22 protein-coding genes are annotated in these 18,190 nt (G+C 44.5%); 6 read left to right on the forward strand and 16 right to left on the reverse strand.

The genetic code is table 11. The annotated features are described in order from the left end of the window. Positions 1–48 precede the first annotated feature (48 nt). On the forward strand, positions 49–957 hold the full coding sequence (locus tag OA34_RS10505; protein WP_039675115.1) for a bile acid:sodium symporter family protein: 909 nt from the start codon (positions 49–51) through the stop codon (positions 955–957). Between the two features lie 28 nt (positions 958–985). Here the strand turns inward: OA34_RS10505 and OA34_RS10510 are convergent, their stop codons facing one another. From OA34_RS10510 to OA34_RS10535, 6 genes are all read right to left on the reverse strand, one after another. Continuing rightward, positions 986–1,645: a LexA family transcriptional regulator gene (locus OA34_RS10510; protein ID WP_039675117.1), complete on the reverse strand. Its 660-nt coding sequence runs from the start codon at positions 1,643–1,645 to the stop codon at positions 986–988. A gap of 242 nt (positions 1,646–1,887) precedes the next feature. Continuing rightward, a complete protein-coding gene (locus OA34_RS10515; protein WP_039675119.1) occupies positions 1,888–2,451 on the reverse strand; it encodes a DedA family protein in 564 nt (187 codons plus the stop codon). A gap of 8 nt (positions 2,452–2,459) precedes the next feature. Further along, the gene (locus OA34_RS10520) at positions 2,460–3,125 is read right to left on the reverse strand and encodes a lipid-binding SYLF domain-containing protein (RefSeq protein WP_039675121.1); all 666 of its coding nucleotides are present in this window, start codon (positions 3,123–3,125) and stop codon (positions 2,460–2,462) included. After that, entirely contained in the window at positions 3,122–4,912 is a 1,791-nt protein-coding gene (locus OA34_RS10525) for an ABC transporter ATP-binding protein (RefSeq protein WP_039675123.1), read from the reverse strand. The genes OA34_RS10520 and OA34_RS10525 overlap by 4 nt, the downstream gene beginning before the upstream one ends. Before the next feature lie 49 nt (positions 4,913–4,961). After that, positions 4,962–6,518: a ribonuclease Y gene (rny, locus tag OA34_RS10530; RefSeq protein ID WP_039675125.1), complete on the reverse strand. Its 1,557-nt coding sequence runs from the start codon at positions 6,516–6,518 to the stop codon at positions 4,962–4,964. Next, a complete protein-coding gene (locus OA34_RS10535) occupies positions 6,424–7,083 on the reverse strand; it encodes a 5-formyltetrahydrofolate cyclo-ligase (protein ID WP_039675242.1) in 660 nt (219 codons plus the stop codon). The genes rny and OA34_RS10535 overlap by 95 nt, the downstream gene beginning before the upstream one ends. Positions 7,084–7,147: 64 nt before the next feature. Here OA34_RS10535 and OA34_RS10540 point away from each other — a divergent pair, with 64 nt between their 5' ends. From OA34_RS10540 to acpS, 5 genes are all read left to right on the forward strand, one after another. Continuing rightward, positions 7,148–7,711 carry a TlpA family protein disulfide reductase gene (locus tag OA34_RS10540; protein WP_039675128.1) on the forward strand — a complete coding sequence of 188 codons (564 nt, stop codon included), beginning with the start codon at positions 7,148–7,150 and terminating at the stop codon, positions 7,709–7,711. Next, a complete protein-coding gene (gene ftsY / locus OA34_RS10545; protein ID WP_039675130.1) occupies positions 7,711–8,595 on the forward strand; it encodes a signal recognition particle-docking protein FtsY in 885 nt (294 codons plus the stop codon). Before OA34_RS10540 ends, ftsY begins: the two co-directional genes overlap by 1 nt. After that, entirely contained in the window at positions 8,588–9,940 is a 1,353-nt protein-coding gene (gene radA / locus OA34_RS10550) for a DNA repair protein RadA (protein ID WP_039675131.1), read from the forward strand. Before ftsY ends, radA begins: the two co-directional genes overlap by 8 nt. Before the next feature lie 61 nt (positions 9,941–10,001). Beyond that, positions 10,002–10,550, forward strand: a complete 549-nt coding sequence (fliL, locus tag OA34_RS10555; protein ID WP_039675133.1) for a flagellar basal body-associated protein FliL — start codon at positions 10,002–10,004, stop codon at positions 10,548–10,550. After that, complete coding sequence (gene acpS, locus OA34_RS10560; RefSeq protein WP_039675135.1) at positions 10,547–10,921, forward strand: holo-ACP synthase; 375 nt, start codon at positions 10,547–10,549, stop codon at positions 10,919–10,921. Before fliL ends, acpS begins: the two co-directional genes overlap by 4 nt. Here acpS and thiS read toward each other — a convergent pair. Genes thiS through OA34_RS10610 form a run of 10 tightly spaced genes read right to left on the reverse strand, consistent with a single transcriptional unit; the run spans position 10,918 to position 18,180 of the window. Then, entirely contained in the window at positions 10,918–11,115 is a 198-nt protein-coding gene (gene thiS, locus OA34_RS10565) for a sulfur carrier protein ThiS (RefSeq protein WP_039675137.1), read from the reverse strand. The genes acpS and thiS overlap by 4 nt on opposite strands. Then, positions 11,106–12,140 (reverse strand): SAM-dependent methyltransferase, encoded by a 1,035-nt coding sequence (locus tag OA34_RS10570; RefSeq protein ID WP_039675139.1) that lies wholly within the window; start codon positions 12,138–12,140, stop codon positions 11,106–11,108. Before OA34_RS10570 ends, thiS begins: the two co-directional genes overlap by 10 nt. Positions 12,141–12,143: 3 nt before the next feature. Beyond that, complete coding sequence (locus tag OA34_RS10575; RefSeq protein ID WP_039675141.1) at positions 12,144–13,331, reverse strand: aspartate aminotransferase family protein; 1,188 nt, start codon at positions 13,329–13,331, stop codon at positions 12,144–12,146. Positions 13,332–13,369: 38 nt separating this feature from the next. Beyond that, a complete protein-coding gene (locus OA34_RS10580; protein WP_039675143.1) occupies positions 13,370–13,978 on the reverse strand; it encodes a trimeric intracellular cation channel family protein in 609 nt (202 codons plus the stop codon). Continuing rightward, complete coding sequence (gene ruvX / locus OA34_RS10585) at positions 13,971–14,378, reverse strand: Holliday junction resolvase RuvX (RefSeq protein WP_039675144.1); 408 nt, start codon at positions 14,376–14,378, stop codon at positions 13,971–13,973. Before ruvX ends, OA34_RS10580 begins: the two co-directional genes overlap by 8 nt. A 10-nt stretch (positions 14,379–14,388) precedes the next feature. After that, positions 14,389–14,934 carry a hypothetical protein gene (locus tag OA34_RS10590; RefSeq protein WP_039675146.1) on the reverse strand — a complete coding sequence of 182 codons (546 nt, stop codon included), beginning with the start codon at positions 14,932–14,934 and terminating at the stop codon, positions 14,389–14,391. Positions 14,935–14,956: 22 nt separating this feature from the next. After that, positions 14,957–15,433, reverse strand: a complete 477-nt coding sequence (locus OA34_RS10595; protein ID WP_039675148.1) for a YbaK/EbsC family protein — start codon at positions 15,431–15,433, stop codon at positions 14,957–14,959. A 10-nt stretch (positions 15,434–15,443) separates the two neighbouring features. Continuing rightward, on the reverse strand, positions 15,444–16,244 hold the full coding sequence (locus tag OA34_RS10600; RefSeq protein WP_039675150.1) for a sulfite exporter TauE/SafE family protein: 801 nt from the start codon (positions 16,242–16,244) through the stop codon (positions 15,444–15,446). An 11-nt stretch (positions 16,245–16,255) separates the two neighbouring features. Then, positions 16,256–17,026, reverse strand: coding sequence for a DNA-processing protein DprA (locus OA34_RS10605; protein ID WP_039675152.1), 771 nt, complete (start codon positions 17,024–17,026; stop codon positions 16,256–16,258). Then, positions 17,026–18,180: a divergent polysaccharide deacetylase family protein gene (locus OA34_RS10610; protein ID WP_039675154.1), complete on the reverse strand. Its 1,155-nt coding sequence runs from the start codon at positions 18,178–18,180 to the stop codon at positions 17,026–17,028. Before OA34_RS10610 ends, OA34_RS10605 begins: the two co-directional genes overlap by 1 nt. Between the last annotated feature and the right edge of the window lie 10 nt (positions 18,181–18,190).

The raw sequence follows: 18,190 nt of genomic DNA on the forward strand, positions 1-18,190 counted from the left end.
GAACGTTATCCGACGGGATGGCTTTAAAAAATAAAGGAAGGTTTTACGATGATCCACCGTGTCAATGCGCTCTTTCCGCTTTGGGCGCTTTTTTTCTCGCTCTTTGCCTATCAAATGCCCGCATATTTTACACCCTATAAAATGCATATTTCAACGCTGCTGATCGCCGTGATGTTTTTTATGGGCATTACCTTGCGCCTTGAAGACTTTGCGCGTGTGCTGAAATCGCCTCGAATTATCGCGATTACCGTCGGATTGCAGTTTTTCATCATGCCGCTTGCGGCGTTTTTGCTCTCAAAACTGTTTGGGTTTTCCACCGAACTGTTAATCGGTATGGTACTCGTCGGTGCCGTATCGGGCGGTACAGCGTCTAATGTCATTACCTATCTTGCCAAAGGCGATGTTGCTCTTTCGATCACGATGACGACGACTTCTACGCTTTTGTCCGTTGTCGCAACGCCCTTTTTAACTTTGCTTTACGTCGGGCAAAAAGTTTCGGTTCCCGCGCAAAGCATGCTGATGAGTATTTTAGAAATGGTGATCGTTCCGGTCATTTTAGGCGTCGTCGCCAATTATTTTTTATCTCGCCGAATTGCACGCATCGAGCCCTATTTGGCGACGTTTTCGATGATAGCCATCGTGAGTATTATTGCTATCGTCGTCGCACTCAATCAACAAAAGATCGCCACGGTTGGTATGATGACGATCTTAGCCATTATGTTGCACAACCTCTGCGGACTTGCGGGCGGATATTGGATCACGAAGTGGCTAGGATACGATCGACGTATTTGCAAAACCGTCGCGATTGAAGTCGGTATGCAAAATTCTGGTCTTGCCGTTGCATTGGCAATGAAATACTTTACGCCTTTAAGTGCCCTTCCCGGTGCAATTTTTAGCGTCTGGCACAATATATCGGGCGCGCTTTTGGCGGGATATTGGGCAAAGAAAGACCGTTAAGTATCGCCGCGAGGGTAACCTTTTACCCTCAAATATTACAAGAGAGTTTGCCGACGACTTTGCCTAAAACATTTACTTCTTGCGCGTCCATAATCTCCGGCGCATATGCTTCATTATCCGATACCAACGCGACCGTACCGTTCACATGTAACTGTAATCGTTTGATAAAAAGACCCGCAGGCGTCGAAACGACGTAGATGCCCGCTTTTTTTGCATTCGTATATTCTTGGTTAATAAAGACGACGTCTCCGCTAAAAAGCGTCGGTTCCATCGAATCGCCTAAAACGTTGATCGCTTGAATATGCTTAATCATTCCGATACCGCCTAACTTCCGGACGATCTCTTCGTCCAGATACATCATTTCGCTGCTTTCGTCTTCGTTTAACGCTCCGCCGCCGGCAGAAGCGTAAATATCGCGAAAATAGTGAATACGTGCATACTTATCGGTTTCGGCCTGTAAACTTTCGACGATTTGATCGAATAAAAGCCAATTGATCGAAATTTTTCGCTTGGCGCAAAACTCTAAAATCTCTTTATAGGGAATTTTGGAGCGATTTTTCATCGTCGCCAATGTCAGCTGATTGATTCCGAGGGCTTCGGCAACGTCTTTATCGAAAACCTTCCGCTCTCCGACTTCCTGAGAGAGAACATCTTTGACTTTTTGCAAAACGGCTAATATATCCGGCATCTTCGCCTCCAATATTTCATTTTGAAATAAAATTGTAGCATATTTTTCAATTTTAGTAAAATGGATGAAAATTTTATCACAAAGGTGTCGTTATGAAAAGTTTATTGTCTACGCTAAACCATTCAAAAAATGTTTATACGTCCTTTATGAACCGTGTCGAAGAGAAAATGCTGATTTTAAGCAATAAAATTTTCTAAGGACTTCTTCAAACACCGCGAGGATGTTTGAAGCCAAGAGTGTCCTTAAACCTTTTTAGCGGTAGCTTTTTGGAAGTAAAACCAAATGAGTGTCAAGATACTCAAAAGAATAACCGGTGCCATAAAAGGATTATTCGAAAAATAAGCGGCAATGCGCATCAAAATTTCACCCGCTTGGTAGCTGGCAATTCCTAACGAAAGAGCCCATACGATAGCCGCAGCGGTGTTAATCAAATGAAACTTGACGATCGGATATTTGGTAATACCGATCGTCATCGGTACAAGCGTTTTAAGCCCGTAAATAAACTTTTGAATGAAAATAATTTTGTCGCCGTACTTTTTCATCAAAAGATGGCTTAACGCCAATTTTCTTCGATGCGCTTTGATATAAGGCAATAACGCTTTTTTATTGTAGCGTCCCATCGAAAATAAAAACGCGCTTCCGATCGTATTTGCGATTGCGGCGATCACGATCGAAAGCGTTAAATCCATTTGCCCGGCATAGCTTAAGACGCCCGCCGCAATAATCGCGACCATCCCGCCGCCGAAAGAGTAGAAAAAGAGTAAGAGGTACCCGTACGTTGAGAGGGAGGTTAAAATATCTTCCACAAAAATCCTTAGTGCGTTAAACGCTGAATACTTTTCAAGAACTCTTCAATCGCATACGAAGCGGTTAAGCCGTCCGATTCGATAATTTGCTCTGGAGAGATGCTATTGCCGTAGAGTTCGATATTTCGATCGTAATCGTGGTTCATGACCGAACCGTCAAACGAAACACCCGCAAAGACGCCTTGCGTTTTCGTGTAGGTATACACTTCCGAAGAAAAATCGACTTCGCTTCCTCTTCCCGCACTCTCTCCCGCAGGACCTGCGGCAATGGAAGCATCGACGCCTAGCGTCATTTTATTGTTCGAAAGTTTTTGAACGATATCGCGGCTTTTAAAGAACATCAAAATATCTTTTTTCTCGACACCCAACTGTAAACCAAAACCCGCACCTCCGAGTTTAACGAAAAACGGATAGCTCCACATGCCGTTTTCTTTACGCACGACCATCACACCCTCGCCCGTTCTACCGCCTAAAAACATACTGATTTCGATCGTTCCGGGAAAAATCGCGATGGCTTGGGCATTATCGCGTACTTTTTCGGGAATCTTAATTTTAGAATCGTATATCATATTTTTAATGGCGTTGGCCGAATCCAAAAGATTCTCTTCCGCCGATGCATACGCTAACGAACTTAAACTCAAAACCGTCATAACGTATATCCATATTTTTTTCATGAGATTTTACTCCTTTGATTTTCCGTAACATAATTAAAAAACGCCCCTTCGGCTTGCATGAGCACTTCATGCGTTCCCTCTTCGACGATTTTACCTTTGTCTAAAACGTAAATATAATCGGCTTTTTTAATGGTGCTGAGTCGATGTGCGATGATAATCGTCGTCTTACCTTCCAAATACGACTCTAGCGCACAAAAAAGCTTCGTTTCCGTATGCACGTCCAATGCCGACGTCGATTCGTCCAAAACGACGATATTGGGACGTTGCAAGACCATTCTCGCAATCGAAAGCCGCTGCCTTTGGCCGCCGGAAAGCCGAATACCGTGTTTACCGATTTGCGTCTCAAGCCCCTCAGGCAACTCGTCGATCAACGTATCAAGCTGTGCGATACGCAATGCATCTTTGACCAAAATCTCTTCACATGTCGCGTCTATCATCAAATTTTGCGCAATCGTCGCATTGAAAAGTTGCGGATTTTGTAAAACCAAGAAAAGATGATCGCGTACGACGTCTAAACCGATCGTTCGGATCGAAACGCCGTCAAACGCAATGTCGCCCTCATCCAAAGGATAAAGTCCGACCAAAAGATGCGCTAAGGTCGTTTTTCCGCTTCCGCTCGCGCCTATTATAGCAATTTTCGATCCCTTTGGAATATGTAAATCGATATGCTCTAAGATTTTTTTCTCTCCGTCATAACTAAAACTCAAGTCTTTAACCTCAATCGCATTCGTTTGCGTACCGATAAAAGGATTGTGCAGGTGTTGCCCTTTTTTCTCAAGCGATAAAGCAAAAATTTCGTTAATGCGATCAAGCGATTTTTGCGCATTGTGGTAAGCATACTGGATATTTAAAATATCTTGCATCGGAGGCATTAAAACCCATAAATAACCGAAAATCGCCAACATCAATCCGATGCTCAAATCCGAATAGGCGACCACAAAAATACTCGCGGCGCGAAAAAGTTCAAAGCCGGAAAGAAAAATCAAGAACGAAAAACGATTGGCTCCGTCGCTTTTATAGGTAAAGATGATGGAATGCTCTTTAATCGAGCGAGAGTGGTTATGCACCTTGTCGAAAAAAAGCTTTTCTTTATTGGTGGAGCGAATCTGAACAAACATCTCCAAGGTTTCGTTTAATGCGTCTTGAAACAGTTCAAACGCCTTGTTTTGCTCTTTTTTCAGTTGTGCGACTTTTTTCGCGAATTTCGTCGTAAAAACGATAACGATCGGATTTAAAATCAAGATAAAAAGAGCCAACTGCCAATGAATCCATAACAGTACCGATCCCACACCCAAAATCATTAAAATAGAGATAATCAACCGACTGACGGAAACGCCTAAAAACGTATCGATCGTCTCGATATCCGTGACCAACAGCGATGCTGCTTTTCCAGCACCGAAAGACTCGAACTGATTCATCGCCACATTTTGTAAATGGTGCAACGCCTCTTCCCTAACGCGAAATGCAACGTTTTTGGAAACGATCGTAAAGAGTTTGGTTTGCCAATAATTTAAAAGAAAAAAAACAAATCTTAAAAAAATGACGCTCAGTAAAACGATACCGATGTAAACAACGGGACTTTGAAGGTGGGTACAATAAGTATCGATCGTGCGGGTTAAAAATCCCGGTTTTTTCAGCAAAACTTCATCCACGAGCATCGGCATTAAAAGCGGAACGGGCGTATTAACGATTGCCGCGACAAAAGCGACGATATTAGCGGTAATAAGCTCTTTTTTATAGGGTTTGATGAAACGAAAAAGCGTTTTAAAGTCGTAGTGTACTGGCATAAAAATCCGATAAAGGCAAGAGAACGTGTCTCTTGCTTTAGGTTAAAATTTAGCGCGCAAAGTCGACCGCACGCAATTCGCGAATGACGTTGACTTTAATTTCGCCGGGATATTGAACTTTGTTTTCGATCTCTTGTGCGATCTCTTTCGCCAATAAAACCGCTTCGTCGTCGTTAATAAGCTTGGCGTTGGCGATTACGCGAATTTCACGACCGGCATTGATGGCATAGACTTGTTTAATGCCTTGTTTGTTTTTGGCGATCTCTTCAATGTCTTGAACCCGTTTCAAAAAGCTCTCCAAAACTTCGCGTCGTGCGCCCGGACGTGCGGCGGAAAGCGTATCGGCGGCGCATACGGCAGCCGATTCGACGGAAGTCGGTTCTTCGTGACCGTGATGTGCGTAAATCGCATTGATAACGACATCATGCTCTTTGTAGCGTCGGCAAATCTCCGCGCCCAAATCGACATGGCTACCCGCCGTTTCATGCGTTAACGCCTTACCGATATCGTGTAGGATACCGGCGCGTCTTGCCAACAGTACGTCACCGCCGGTCTCTGCCGCAATGATGCCGGCTAAGTGCGCGACTTCCAAAGAGTGACCGAGTGCATTTTGGCCGTAGCTGGCTCTAAATTTCAGGCGACCGATCAATTTGACGATTTCCGGATGCATTTTTGAAAGCCCTAGATCGATGATAATATTTTCACCCTCTTCCATCAACCCTTGGTCAAATTCGTCCTTAACTTTTTCGTAAATGCCTTCAATACGTGCCGGCTGAATTCTGCCGTCTTGCACTAAAAGCTCAATGACTTTCGTCGCAATGGCACGTCTGTAAAGATTAAAACTGCTTAAAATAATCGCGTTTGGCGTATCATCGATGATAATATCGACACCTAAAAGCATCTCAAGGGTTTTAATATTACGTCCTTCTTTACCGATAATACGCCCTTTGAGCTCGTCGTCTTTAATATTGACGACGTTGATCAAACGTTCCGCGGCAAATTCGCCCGCAAAACGCGTCGTAGCTTGCGCTAAGATATAATTCACGCGACGTTTGATGTCTTGCTTAGCTTCCTCTTCCAATCGACGCGTCGTATGCGCGATTTCCGCACGCGATTGCTCTTCGACTTTGGCAAGAACGATCTCTTTGGCTTCGTTTTGCGTCAAGCCCGCGGATCGCTCTAAAACGATTAACGCTTCATTGACTTTTTGGGCGTACTCTTCTTTGAGCTGCAATCCCTCTTCGTATAAACTCGTCGCATTTCCGTGAAGTTGTTCAAGCTCTTCACGCTCTTTACCGACTTTTTTCAATTCTTCTTTATAACTACGCTCTTTTTTCTCTAATTCCAGCATTTTGTCGGTATGCTCTTTTTTAAGAGCGATCGTGCGATCTTCGTACTTACGTTTGGCTTCTAATTCCGCCTCTTTGACTTTTAAATTCGAATTACTAAGAATCAGTTCCGCTTCATGCTCGATGGCTTTAGCTTTGGCTCTTGCTTGAGCGACATGTATCTCATAATTTGCGGCTTCCATCTTCTTGGCGATGAAAAATCCCGCAACGCCGCTGACTAATGCGGCTCCACCTACGGCTAACGACTCTAGGACCATTTTCCCCTCTTTTGATGATAGTATGATACGGGGTTAAATAAATATCGGCTACAATATCGTGTTCTTCGGATAAACGGCTTTGCGTCATACACAACTCCCTTTGAATAAAAACGATAGGAGGCTTTTTAGCGAGGGTTTGAAAGAAACGATCGTACATTCCCTTCCCGAAACCCACTCTTTTGAATGCCCCGTCAACCCCGATGACGGGCACCACGGCAAGATCAATCTTGGGCTTTAACTTAAAAGAGTTTTTGGGCTCTAAGATGTTAAAGACTCTCTTTTCTAAAGGCAATCTCCATTCTACCATCTTGAAACTAATACCTTCCATAAACGGAACATATACCTTGCATTTTCTACGCCTACATGTATGAATAACGCTACGAATATCCGCTTCGATTGCAAGCGGATTGTACAAGAGAATCGAATGGACGCGCATATGAAAAAGAAAAGAAGAGAGTTGACGCTGGAGCACTTTATCCCGCCTGTAACAACCGTTTAAAGTTTCGAGTTTTGCTCTGGCAAAGGCTCGAAAATGGGATTTGCTTTCGAACTTAATTTTTTCCATTGTTGTCACTTTAAGGCTTGTTTGACTACAATCATATCCTTTATAATCTAAAAAAAGGACCATAATGAAACTTTGGGCAACCTTGTTACTTGTCTCGACGCTTCTACTCTTAGGAGGGTGTTCTTCCGAAAAAAAGAAAACCGATAACCAAACCGAACCCGCTAAAGTGCAAGAAGAAGTGAAAGAAGCGAAAGCAGAAAAAATCGTTCTACACGATGTCAACGGAAAAGAAATCGTCGTAACGCCGATCGAGAAAGGATTTCGATTTTCGGGCTACGAAGACAAAGTTGTTTTAGTCAATTTTTTCGCCACATGGTGTCCTCCGTGTAAAGCCGAAATTCCCCATCTCAATAACCTTCAAGACAAATACAAAGACCGTTTAGTAATTTTAAGCGTTTTATTGGAAGAAAACAAGTCGCAAGAAGAACTCAACAGTTTTATTCAATATAACGCCATTAACTACGTTATCGTCAACGGTATCGAAAATTTTAAATTTGCGCAAAGCGTCGGCGGTGTTAAAAATATTCCGTTAATGTTCCTCTACGATAAAAACGGCAAATACTCTACACATTACGTCGGTGCCATTCCCGAAGAGATGATTGAAGCCGATATTAAAAAAGTGCTTTAATGTTTAGTTTTCTTAAAAAAGGACTCGAAAAAACACTCGGTTCGATCAAAGATATTCTGCCCGAACGCGTCGAGAAAATCGATAAAACGCTTTTGGAAGAGATACTCATCGAGTCGGATATTCCCTATGAACTCGTCGAAGAGATTCTTTACTATCTTCCACCTGCTTCCTCCATCGCAAGAGCCGACGTGAGACGCGTTTTAAAAGCCTATTTTACCTATCCAATGCCCGAACGTTCATCGGAACAAACACCGTTCGTGGAGCTGGTAATCGGTGTCAACGGAGCGGGAAAAACGACGACGATCGCCAAACTGGCACATAATTATAAAAAAGCTTCTCAAAGCGTATTGTTGGGTGCGGCGGATACTTTTAGAGCCGCGGCGATCGAACAATTGAAAAGTTGGGCAGAGCGCGTGGATGTCGGTATCGTTTACACCGCGCAAGGGCACGATCCCTCAGCCGTCGCATACGATACGATTAGCTCCGCAATCGCCAAAAAAATCGACCGCGTCATTATCGATACGGCAGGGCGTTTGCACAATCAGGTCAATTTGGCAAACGAACTCAAAAAAATCGTACGCATTTGCGATAAAGCACTTCTTGGTGCTCCGCACCGCAAAATTTTGATTTTAGACGGTACGCAAGGCACATCTGCGATTAATCAAGCCAAAGCTTTCCACGAGATGATCGGCATCGATGCGATCATTATCACCAAACTAGACGGTACAGCCAAAGGCGGGTCGCTTTTCGGCATCGCCAAAGCGTTGGAACTTCCGATTCTCTACGTCGGCGTCGGCGAGGGAAAAGACGACTTGATTCCTTTCAATTCCGACGAATATGTCGATACGATTTTAGACGCCATTTTTACGCCCAACCATGGCTAAAAAACAAATTCTTTTCGAGTGCCAAGCGTGCGGTCACCAAAGTGCTAAGTGGTTGGGGAAATGTCCCAATTGCGGTGCTTGGGACGAATTTATCGAACTTTCGCAAAAACAAATCGACGTGTTAAAAGAGACCGGCTCAAAACCCGATTCCGCACAAAGCCGTGCCGTTTCTATTACCGAAGTAACGTACGAGCAAATTGAACGTTTTAGTTCGGGAGACAAAGAGCTCGATCTCGTCCTCGGCGGCGGTATCGTCGAAGGAAGTCTCACGTTGATCGGAGGCAGCCCCGGAGTCGGAAAATCGACTTTATTGTTGAAAATTGCGGGAAACTTGGCGCGTGAAGGCAAAGAAGTGCTTTACGTCAGCGGCGAAGAATCCTCAAGCCAAATCAAACTTCGAGCCAATCGCGTCGATAGCAACTACGAAGCCCTCTATCTGCTTTCGGAAATTAAACTCGATACGATTTTTACGGAGCTTGAAAAACATCCGTATAAAATTTTGATTATCGACTCGATCCAAACCCTTTACAGCGAAAAAATCGCCTCCGCCCCCGGAAGCGTTTCGCAAGTACGTGAAATCACGTTTGAGCTTATGCGTTTTGGTAAAGAACGCAATATCGCGATTTTTATTATCGGGCATATTACCAAAGAAGGTGCGATTGCAGGGCCTAGAGTCTTAGAACATATGGTCGATACCGTTTTGTATTTCGAGGGTGATTCATCCAGAGAACTCCGTCTCTTGCGCGGCTTTAAAAACCGTTTCGGAGCGACCAGCGAAGTGGGTATTTTTGAAATGACGAAAGCGGGACTTGTGAGTGCCAAAGACGTCTCGAAAAAATTTTTCACGCGAGGTAAAGCACAAGCAGGCTCTGCCATTACCGTTTTGATGGAAGGATCGCGCCCGATCGTCTTGGAAGTCCAAGCTTTAGTCAGCGATAGCGGCTATCCCAATCCTAAGCGTAGTGCCACTGGATACGAAATCAATCGTCTCACGATGCTTTTAGCCCTTTTGGAGCGCAAACTCGACCTTCCGTTTAACCAGTACGATGTTTTCGTCAACATCGCCGGCGGTATTAAAATCAGCGAAACTTCGGCGGATTTGGCGATTATCGCCGCTATTATCAGCTCGTATCGCAACCGACCGATCAGCAAAGACACCGTTTTTATCGGAGAAGTTTCACTCATCGGAGACGTACGCGATATTTTTAACCTTGATTTACGCCTCAAAGAAGCAAAATCTCAACACTTCGAAAAAGCGATCGTTCCTTCGCTACCGCTTGAACCGCTTGATGGCGTTAAGTGCTATCCTATCGACGAAGTATCAAAATTAATCGAATGGATGTAAAAAAAATTATCGTTTAGACGATATGTCTTATACGAAATTTATTTGGATAAAAAGGAAGAAAATGGCGGGTAAAAAACCTGAAGACGGCGAAGCCGTCGTTGAGAAAAAAGCAAAAGGCAATACCGTTCTTATCGTTATTATCGCATTATTGGTACTTTTGTTGGTCGGCGGTGGAGCAGCGGCTTTTTTACTTTTAAGCGGCTCTCACGACGAAGCTAGTGCGGATGCAGGACATGCGGCGGCACCGCAAGAAACCAAAGCGGTTCCTAAAAAAAGCGGCAGTAAAAAATCGACCGATCACTTAACCGTAGGACCGATGTACCCGATGACGCCTTTTGTCGTCAACTTACTTAGCGAAAGCGGCAACCGTTTTTTAAAAGTCTCCATCGATTTAGAACTCAGCGACGCTAAATTACAACCTGAGATGGATCACAAAAAATCTCTCATTCGCGATATTATTATTCGCACGTTCTCGTCTAAAACGTTTGAGGAAGTCAGTACACTCAAAGGCAAGGACAAGCTCAAAGAAGAAGTGTTGGATAAGATCAACGAAAACCTTTCCGACGGACAAGTGAAAAATATCTATTTTACCGATTTTGTGGTTCAATGATCGGTATTGATCTCGTATCCATCGCACGCATAACGCATATGCGCGAACGCTTCGGCGATAAAGCGTTCGCGAAATTTTTATCCGAAGAAGAGCTTAGCTTAGTGCAAAACGATGTGACGGCTGCGGGTTTTTATGCCGCAAAAGAGGCGATTTCTAAAGCATTAGGTATCGGGATTTGCGGCCAATGCGGATTTATGGATATTAAAATTCTCAAAGATGCACGCAACGCTCCCTCATTCACGCTTTCACGCCATCTTGTCGAAACGTACGGAATTAGCGACGTTTCTTTATCTATCACGCATGAAAACGGCTTTGCCGTCGCCGTCGCCGTGATCGAAGGGCAAAAGCGTCAGCGTCGACTCTGGCATTAACCTCCGCCTACAAACTGTAAAAATTCGACTTTATCGTTTTCGTGAAGTTCAAAAGAGTTCCACTGCTCTTTTTTGATAATGTTCATATTGACCGCAGCTGCCATCACTTTCGTCTCAATGCCCAAATCCGCCATCAAAGCTTGAATCGTTGTCGCATTCGTCTCTTGCAAAACTCCGTTGATAATTAACTGCATTTCAATGCTCCTTTTCGAAAACATGCCATTTTAAAGCGTTCACCCATAAAAGCGGGGTCAATCAGCGTTTTGACGCGATTTTTCTCTCGATCGTAAGCCTCTTTTGTCGCTTTTTGGGCAAAAAGCTCTAAAAGTTCAATCAAGCCGAAATCGACCAATGCTTTCATTTGAGAGCAAAATTTTTCCACGCGCATACCGTTTTTTTCAAAGGCTTGAAATAAATGGGCAAAGCAGACGTCATACGTAAGATCCGCATCGGCAAAAAAAGTATCGAACGTATGCGCTTCGCGCTGCGAACTTTCGACAAGATCGCTTAATGCAAAAAAGGGATAAACATGATGCTTGGCGTAAACGCGAAGCGAAAAATCTTCGCGAGCCTCTTTTTGCCCGTAATCAAACGTGACAAACTCCAAACGATCGGCACTGTGAGCCATTGAAGCGGCAAACGCTTCATACCTTAAACACAATTCGCCTTTACGAACGCCGTATTCTTTCGCTTTAAGGGAAGTCGGTTCGTCCATCGGTTTAAACACCGCTCGATTTTCTTCAATATACAGCATTTTGTCGTCGTAAATCACTTCGCAGGCAAAAGCGTCGAAAATCTCGTTCGCAACAAAAAAAGCCTCTTCAACGTTTATTTCTTCCAAGGATTTGACATGCCTGAGCGTCACGGCATCGCCAAACGCTTCTTGGAAATAGGCTTTTTGCATGAGTTCGTTTTGCCAAAAAGGCTCAACGATGACAAAGCGTAGCGTTTTCAGCCACTCCGGTTTCAGCGTGTAGATAAACTGAATCATATCGGCAAGCAAATACCCTTTATGCGCACCGATTTCAACGACATGACATGTCGGGCTTAAAAAGCCGCTTTGAATCGTCGAAATCAGACGCTTGGCAATCGATCCGCCGAAAAACATACTAGTACTCACGGCGGTGTAAAAATCGCCCTCTTTTCCGATAATGCGTTTTTGCGTATAATAGCCCCTATCGCCGTAGAGCCATTCGTACATGTAAGCACTAAATTTCAATGTTTATCCAAGAGCCTTGCATGCACGCTCTAAACGTTTAAAGCCCTCGTCCATCTCTTCTTTGGAAATGGTTAAAGGCGGTAAGAAGCGCAACGTATTTTGTCCGGCTTTTAAAACCAAGACGCCCTCTTCGAAAGCTTTTTTAATCATACCCGCTAAAATATCGTCGCTTTTGCATCGAAGTCCTCGCATTAAACCTAGCCCTTCAACGCTTTCAAATAAGCTCGGAAATGCTTGACATGTCGCTTTTAATTTCGCATCGAAATAGATCAGTGCTTCATCAAGCATACCGCTTTGTTTATACTCTTCCAAAATTGCTAAAGCTTCCAAACCTGCGCGCGTTGAGAGGAAATTTCCTCCGAACGTACTGCCGTGATCGCCCGCTTCAAAAATATCTTTGTGCTTCGTAATGACTGCACCGATGGGAACGCCGCCTGCTAGACCTTTCGCAAGCGTAATAATATCCGGTTCGATCTCGTACAAGGTCGTCGCCAAAAATTCGCCGCTTCGAAAGACGCCGCTTTGCACTTCGTCGATAATCAGTAATATCTCTTTTGTTTTTAAAAACGCCGCAAGGGCTTGAATCTCTTCTTTGGGGAAAGCTTTGACGCCGCCTTCGCCTTGTACGAGTTCCAACATAACCGCAACGGTTTCATCGTCAATGCTTCCATAAAGATCCGCAATTGCTTTGGTATAGGAAAAACCTTCAGGATACGGTGCAAAAGCGGTTTTATGAAAGCTTTCCTGCCCCGTCGCTTTCACCGTCGTAATCGTACGACCGTGAAACGAATGTTCTAAAGTTAAGACTTTATAACGTTTATTGGCAAATTTTTTCTCGCCGTACTTACGGGCTAATTTGATAGCACCTTCATTCGCTTCCGCACCCGAGTTTCCGAAAAAAACCGCTACGTCAAATCCGGTAAGTTCATGAATTTTTTGAGCCAATTTTGCCTGAGGTTCTATCATGTAGAGGTTTGAGGTATGAATCAAATGACGTGCTTGATCGCTAATCGCATCGGCAAGTCTTTGATTGCCGTGTCCTACGCTGACGACGCCAATACCGCTGGTAAAGTCGATATAATCTCTTCCCTTGTCGTCAAACAACGTTGCGTTGATGCCGTGTTTAAAATTGACATAGTTTCTTGCATAAGTATGCAACACGTACGTTTTGTCCATGGTTTCAAAATCCATTGGCTACTCCTCAAAAAAAATGCAATTATAGCAAATGCCTACCCAATTTTAGGCAAGTTCCATTTTTTATAATACGCGAGCAGCCGAAGCGAAACGCCGAAGGCAAAAACAACCATAAAAGCAACGTATCCTTGAATGCCAAAAGCATCAAACGCAAACAAAATCGCACCGACGAGCAAAGAGACCGTACCGTAAAATTCGCTGGTCAACAAAAAAGGTACGCGATTGAGTAAAATATCGCGCAGCACGCCGCCGCCGACGGCCGTAATTAATGCCATTAAAACCACGCCGAAGAAATTAAATTCCGCTTGTAACCCGATAAGCGCACCGGAGATAGAAAAAGAGACCAACCCCAGCGTATCGCTGATGATAAAATAAAACGTCTTTTCGATCTCGTCTTTTTGATGCAATTTAAGCGCAATGCTCAAAATGATAACACCGATAACCAACAACGAGGGAAGCATATGCGTAAACGTAGAAGGTGCTCTTTGGACGATCATATCGCGTACGATTCCTCCGCCTAACGCCGTTAAAAAAGAAGCAATAAAAATACCCAAAAGATCCAAACGCTCTTTAATGGCTACGTAAAAACCGCTGAGGGCAAAGGCAATCGTCCCGATAATTTCCGCAACTTCCAACTCAACCATGCGATCCCTTTAAGGTTTCTAAATACCGTTCTAAAATCACTTTAGCCGCGATCGAATCAATACGTCCGTCGCGTTTTTGGCGCATTGTGCCTTGCATCATCTCTTTGGCTTCCAAGCTTGTACCGTACTCATCTTGGTAAACCACTTCGCCGCTAAAACGTAAAAGTCCGACAAAATGCTCGATGCGTCGCTTCATCTCCGCTTCGCTACTGCCGCCTTTGGGCAAGCCTACGACCAAACAGTCGATATGCCACGTCGTCAAAAACGTATCCACATCGCGTGCGGCTTGATCGCGATTTTTTCGTAAAATCGCTTCTTGGGGCACGACAAGAGACTCACCTAAGCACAGTGCCGCTCCGATGCGCTTTAGACCGATATCTATCGCCGCTATTTTTTTCATTATGAGCTTCTTATCGGCAACGCAAATACTCTAAACGCGTTTCGTCCCATAACGCTTTGGCGTTGTAGTTAGGGACCAATCCGTTAGGCGATTTTTGCGATAAAGGGTTTTGTGCCGCTTCGATCATATAGCGCGGCATATAATTGGGTTTTCCGAGCGATTCTAAAAAGCGACATGTAGAGGCTAAATGATCCAGTTTGTCACGTAAAACTTGCGCAAAACGATCGCGTTTTTTGGCATCTAGAGGACTGAAATAGGTTACTTTCAAGGTATCTAAAACGCCGCGTGCCGATTTATCGGCAACGCGTAAACTATCAAAATACCCGTACGCCGTCGCCGTTAAATACAAATCCGCCGCTTGATCGTATTTTTCCTCTTGGATACAATACGCACTTGAGGCAAATAAGAGATCCGCTGAGAGTTTATTGACGATTTCGACGCGCTCTAAACATCGGTTCGACCAAGGCTCCGATGCATGCTCCGTTTGATCTTCGAAAGGATTGCTTGCAGCCCAAAGCACTAGAGGTATTAAAAGCGTTAACATTATCCCTTTCATCGGTTTCTTTTTCATCAAGGCATCACTCCTGCCATGCTTTACAGACGTCGACCCAACCGCAAGAGCGTGCATACGTTTGTAACGAAGGAATATCCAAAGCAATCGCACTGTTGGCACTTCCGGCAGCGGGATACACCCTATCAAACCGTTGCAACGACACATCTAAAAAAACGCGTACGTTTTCGCGAATACCGAAAGGACAAACGCCTCCGATGGCATGTCCGACCAAAGGTTCGACCTCTTCGGCTTTCAACATTTTCGCTTTGATCGCAAAACGTTCTTTAAACTTTTGATTGTCGACTTTCGCGTCTCCCGCGGCAACGATCAACAACGCACCGCCTCGTTCGTCGTAAAACGAAAGCGTTTTAGCAATCTGTTTAGGCTCACAACCCAATGCACGTGCCGCCAGATCGACGGTTGCGCTCGAAACGTCGAATTCGATAATCTTTTTTTCCAAACCGTACGTTTGAAAATAAGCCCTTACCTGTTCTATCGCCATTGTTTTGCCTTTATAAAACCGAACTCAACATTTTGATACTCAACGCCATCAACAAAAGCGCAAAAATCTTTTTCAATTTCGAAACCGGAAGATTATGCGCCATTTTGGCACCCCACGGAGCCGTAAAAAAACTCACGAGCGAGATTAAGACTACGGCGGGAAGGTAAACGTAGCCTAATTGCAAACCGGCACTGCCTTCTTGCAAAATTCCGTTTAACATGTAACCGATCGTACCTGCAATCGAGAGAGGAAAGCCTATCGCCGCCGAAGTCGCAATCGCTTTTTTAAGATCGACGTTCTGCCAAACCAAAAACGGTACCGTTAACGAACCGCCGCCGATCGAAACGAGTGCCGAGACGATACCGATAAACAAACCGCCGCCGAAAAGCCCTTGGTTCCCGACGATTTGTTGCGAAGGTTTCGGCTTTTTATCTACGGCCATTTGAATCGACACGTACGCCATAAAAACCGCAAAAAAGATCGCCAATTGCGCCGATTTCATAGATGCCGCTAAAAATGTCGCTCCAAACGTACCGATAACAACGCCGGGAGCCATAATTTTAACGATACTCCATTGAACCGCGCCTCGCTTATGGTGTGCCCGCATACTGGCAAACGACGTCATTACGATAGACGCCATCGACGTGCCTAACGCCATATGGACGACTTGTTCAACCGCAACGCCTTGTGCCAGAAAAATCGTCGTTAACGCCGGAACCATAATGCCTCCGCCGCCGATGCCCAATAATCCCGCCATAAAGCCGACAACGGCACCCAAAATTAAAAAAGCGATAATCCACTCAAATCCCATCGTTGCATCCTTTAAACACGAATAATACGTCCGTTTTCAACTTTGATTTTTCCTAAACATTCATACTCGAAAATCCGATCGGCAAATTTTTCAACCGCTTCGTGGTACAACGGTTGCATTTCACAATAACGTAAAAAATCGTCTTGACATGTAGACGCCGTAAACCCTAAATTTTCGACAAAGGCATCGATATCCAAAATCGGCGTCGCTAGCCCTTGGCGTAGCAAATCATTCGTCGCTTCGCTCTCGCCCAAACGATGCGGAAAAACAAAAATGGGTTTTTGCATTTGAAGCGCATAATGAATACTGTGCATCGTTCCGCTTTTGCGGTCGGCTTGCGCCACGATTAACGCTTCTCCTAACGCGACGATCAATTCGTTTCGTTGGGGAAATGCCCATTTCAAAGAAGGAGCACCCGCTTCAAATTGGCTCAAAACCAATCCTTGCGATTCGATCGTTTCAATCATTTTACGATTGATAGAAGGATAGCGAATATCCAAACCCGTTCCGGCAACCATAATCGTTTTATCAAAACCGGCACCCCAATGCGCGGTTGCATCGACGCCTTGCGCTCCTCCGCTTACGATGCACGCACCCGCGTTCGCAAGTTTTGAAGCAAGCGTATGCGTCATCGTCTTAGTATAGGCAAACGGGTGTCTCGTTCCGACGATCGAAATTTTTCGTTGACGTAACAAGGAGGTATCGCCGACGTAAAAAAGGCTCTTGGGATAGACTTTCATCGCTTCGCATTCCGTGATATGAAAGTCTATCGTTTGAATCATCATAAATCTTTGAGATAGACCAAATCCAAACCTTCTAAAAGATCGCTTGAATCCTTCAGAACCTCTAACGTACTTTTATGCGGATGCCCGATCGCAATAGCGTATCCGTTTCTCTTTGCTTTCGTAACCGCTTCTTTAAGTTGCGTTCGAATCGCACTTTTATCCAAACTGTTATCCAAGAAGACGTCTCTGGAGTAGCAAAACATATCGTATTTTTTGCATACCGCACCGACTTTCGAATTACCGATCGTTCGGCTATCGACAAAGAGTAAATCGCGTGCTTTCATCACTTTAATCAAACGATCCATCGCGTTGTAATCGGCGGTATAGGTTCCGCCCGTATGGTTATTGTAGTATTTGATATGCGGAAACCATGCTTTAATACGGCTAATACGCTTTTCTATCACGTCACTCGAATCGAGCGTCGTTAAGGTATCCGGTTCCGGAGACGAATAGTTTTTCGACTCCATCGGAAGGTGAATCATCGCAAACTCAAACTCGTAGGAGAGGCGCACGGTCTCGGGATGTCCTTTGGTCGGAGGGAAGAAAGAAGGCGTCACTTTATAGGGAATCTCTTTAATCAAGCGCGTTTGCCACGGAAACGATACGTCGTCGATAATAATCGCTAAACGCGGCGTCGTTCCGGCAGGGTACGTTTTTCGCATCACTTCGGAGTGTTTCGTCGTTTTAGCGGCTTTGACGTTTTGCTCGTAATCTTGAGCTTCGGAAAGAATCGGCGTTTTAGGCTCTTCTTCTTTATGCAAAGGTGTCGTTACATTGTGTTCAAGAGTCTCTACGGAAGCATTTTGTTCTAGTTTCTGTTCCGGAGGCATCGGGAGTTCTTCGGATCGGCTCACGTTGGTTTCTTCAAGAGCAGGAGGAGGCGTAGCCAGAGACGCCAAACGCGTTTTTTCATCGTCAAGCATCTGTTTCATTTTACGCATCAACTCTTCGCTAGAAGCACTGTTTTGCTTTTGCACCGTTTGATAATGCGCATACGAAGTCGTCATATAGACGTAAACTCCGAAGGAGAGGATCATAACGGTCATGATCAACATTACTATCAGACTGTATCGTTTCAATGTACGCGAACGAACTTCTTTAGGCGAAGAGGCAACGTTATTGGAACTCTTTTCTTTATTTTTCTTTACCATCACTGCTTAC

The organism is Sulfurospirillum sp. MES, from assembly GCF_000789415.1.
GTDB classification, from domain to species: Bacteria; Campylobacterota; Campylobacteria; order Campylobacterales; family Sulfurospirillaceae; genus Sulfurospirillum; species Sulfurospirillum cavolei.

Coding starts and splice junctions, on each gene's coding strand:
- OA34_RS10535 (WP_039675242.1), bottom strand. CDS start 7,083: ATGGAAAAAATTAAGTTCGAAAGCAAATCCCATTTTCGAGCCTTTGCC.
- OA34_RS10525 (WP_039675123.1), bottom strand. CDS start 4,912: ATGCCAGTACACTACGACTTTAAAACGCTTTTTCGTTTCATCAAACCC.
- OA34_RS10600 (WP_039675150.1), bottom strand. CDS start 16,244: ATGGGATTTGAGTGGATTATCGCTTTTTTAATTTTGGGTGCCGTTGTC.
- OA34_RS10610 (WP_039675154.1), bottom strand. CDS start 18,180: ATGGTAAAGAAAAATAAAGAAAAGAGTTCCAATAACGTTGCCTCTTCG.
- OA34_RS10575 (WP_039675141.1), bottom strand. CDS start 13,331: ATGGATTTTGAAACCATGGACAAAACGTACGTGTTGCATACTTATGCA.
- OA34_RS10510 (WP_039675117.1), bottom strand. CDS start 1,645: ATGCCGGATATATTAGCCGTTTTGCAAAAAGTCAAAGATGTTCTCTCT.
- ftsY (WP_039675130.1), top strand. CDS start 7,711: ATGTTTAGTTTTCTTAAAAAAGGACTCGAAAAAACACTCGGTTCGATC.
- OA34_RS10590 (WP_039675146.1), bottom strand. CDS start 14,934: ATGAAAGGGATAATGTTAACGCTTTTAATACCTCTAGTGCTTTGGGCT.
- OA34_RS10540 (WP_039675128.1), top strand. CDS start 7,148: ATGAAACTTTGGGCAACCTTGTTACTTGTCTCGACGCTTCTACTCTTA.
- thiS (WP_039675137.1), bottom strand. CDS start 11,115: ATGCAGTTAATTATCAACGGAGTTTTGCAAGAGACGAATGCGACAACG.
- OA34_RS10505 (WP_039675115.1), top strand. CDS start 49: ATGATCCACCGTGTCAATGCGCTCTTTCCGCTTTGGGCGCTTTTTTTC.
- radA (WP_039675131.1), top strand. CDS start 8,588: ATGGCTAAAAAACAAATTCTTTTCGAGTGCCAAGCGTGCGGTCACCAA.
- OA34_RS10520 (WP_039675121.1), bottom strand. CDS start 3,125: ATGAAAAAAATATGGATATACGTTATGACGGTTTTGAGTTTAAGTTCG.
- OA34_RS10595 (WP_039675148.1), bottom strand. CDS start 15,433: ATGGCGATAGAACAGGTAAGGGCTTATTTTCAAACGTACGGTTTGGAA.
- OA34_RS10580 (WP_039675143.1), bottom strand. CDS start 13,978: ATGGTTGAGTTGGAAGTTGCGGAAATTATCGGGACGATTGCCTTTGCC.
- rny (WP_039675125.1), bottom strand. CDS start 6,518: ATGGTCCTAGAGTCGTTAGCCGTAGGTGGAGCCGCATTAGTCAGCGGC.
- fliL (WP_039675133.1), top strand. CDS start 10,002: ATGGCGGGTAAAAAACCTGAAGACGGCGAAGCCGTCGTTGAGAAAAAA.
- acpS (WP_039675135.1), top strand. CDS start 10,547: ATGATCGGTATTGATCTCGTATCCATCGCACGCATAACGCATATGCGC.
- OA34_RS10605 (WP_039675152.1), bottom strand. CDS start 17,026: ATGATTCAAACGATAGACTTTCATATCACGGAATGCGAAGCGATGAAA.
- ruvX (WP_039675144.1), bottom strand. CDS start 14,378: ATGAAAAAAATAGCGGCGATAGATATCGGTCTAAAGCGCATCGGAGCG.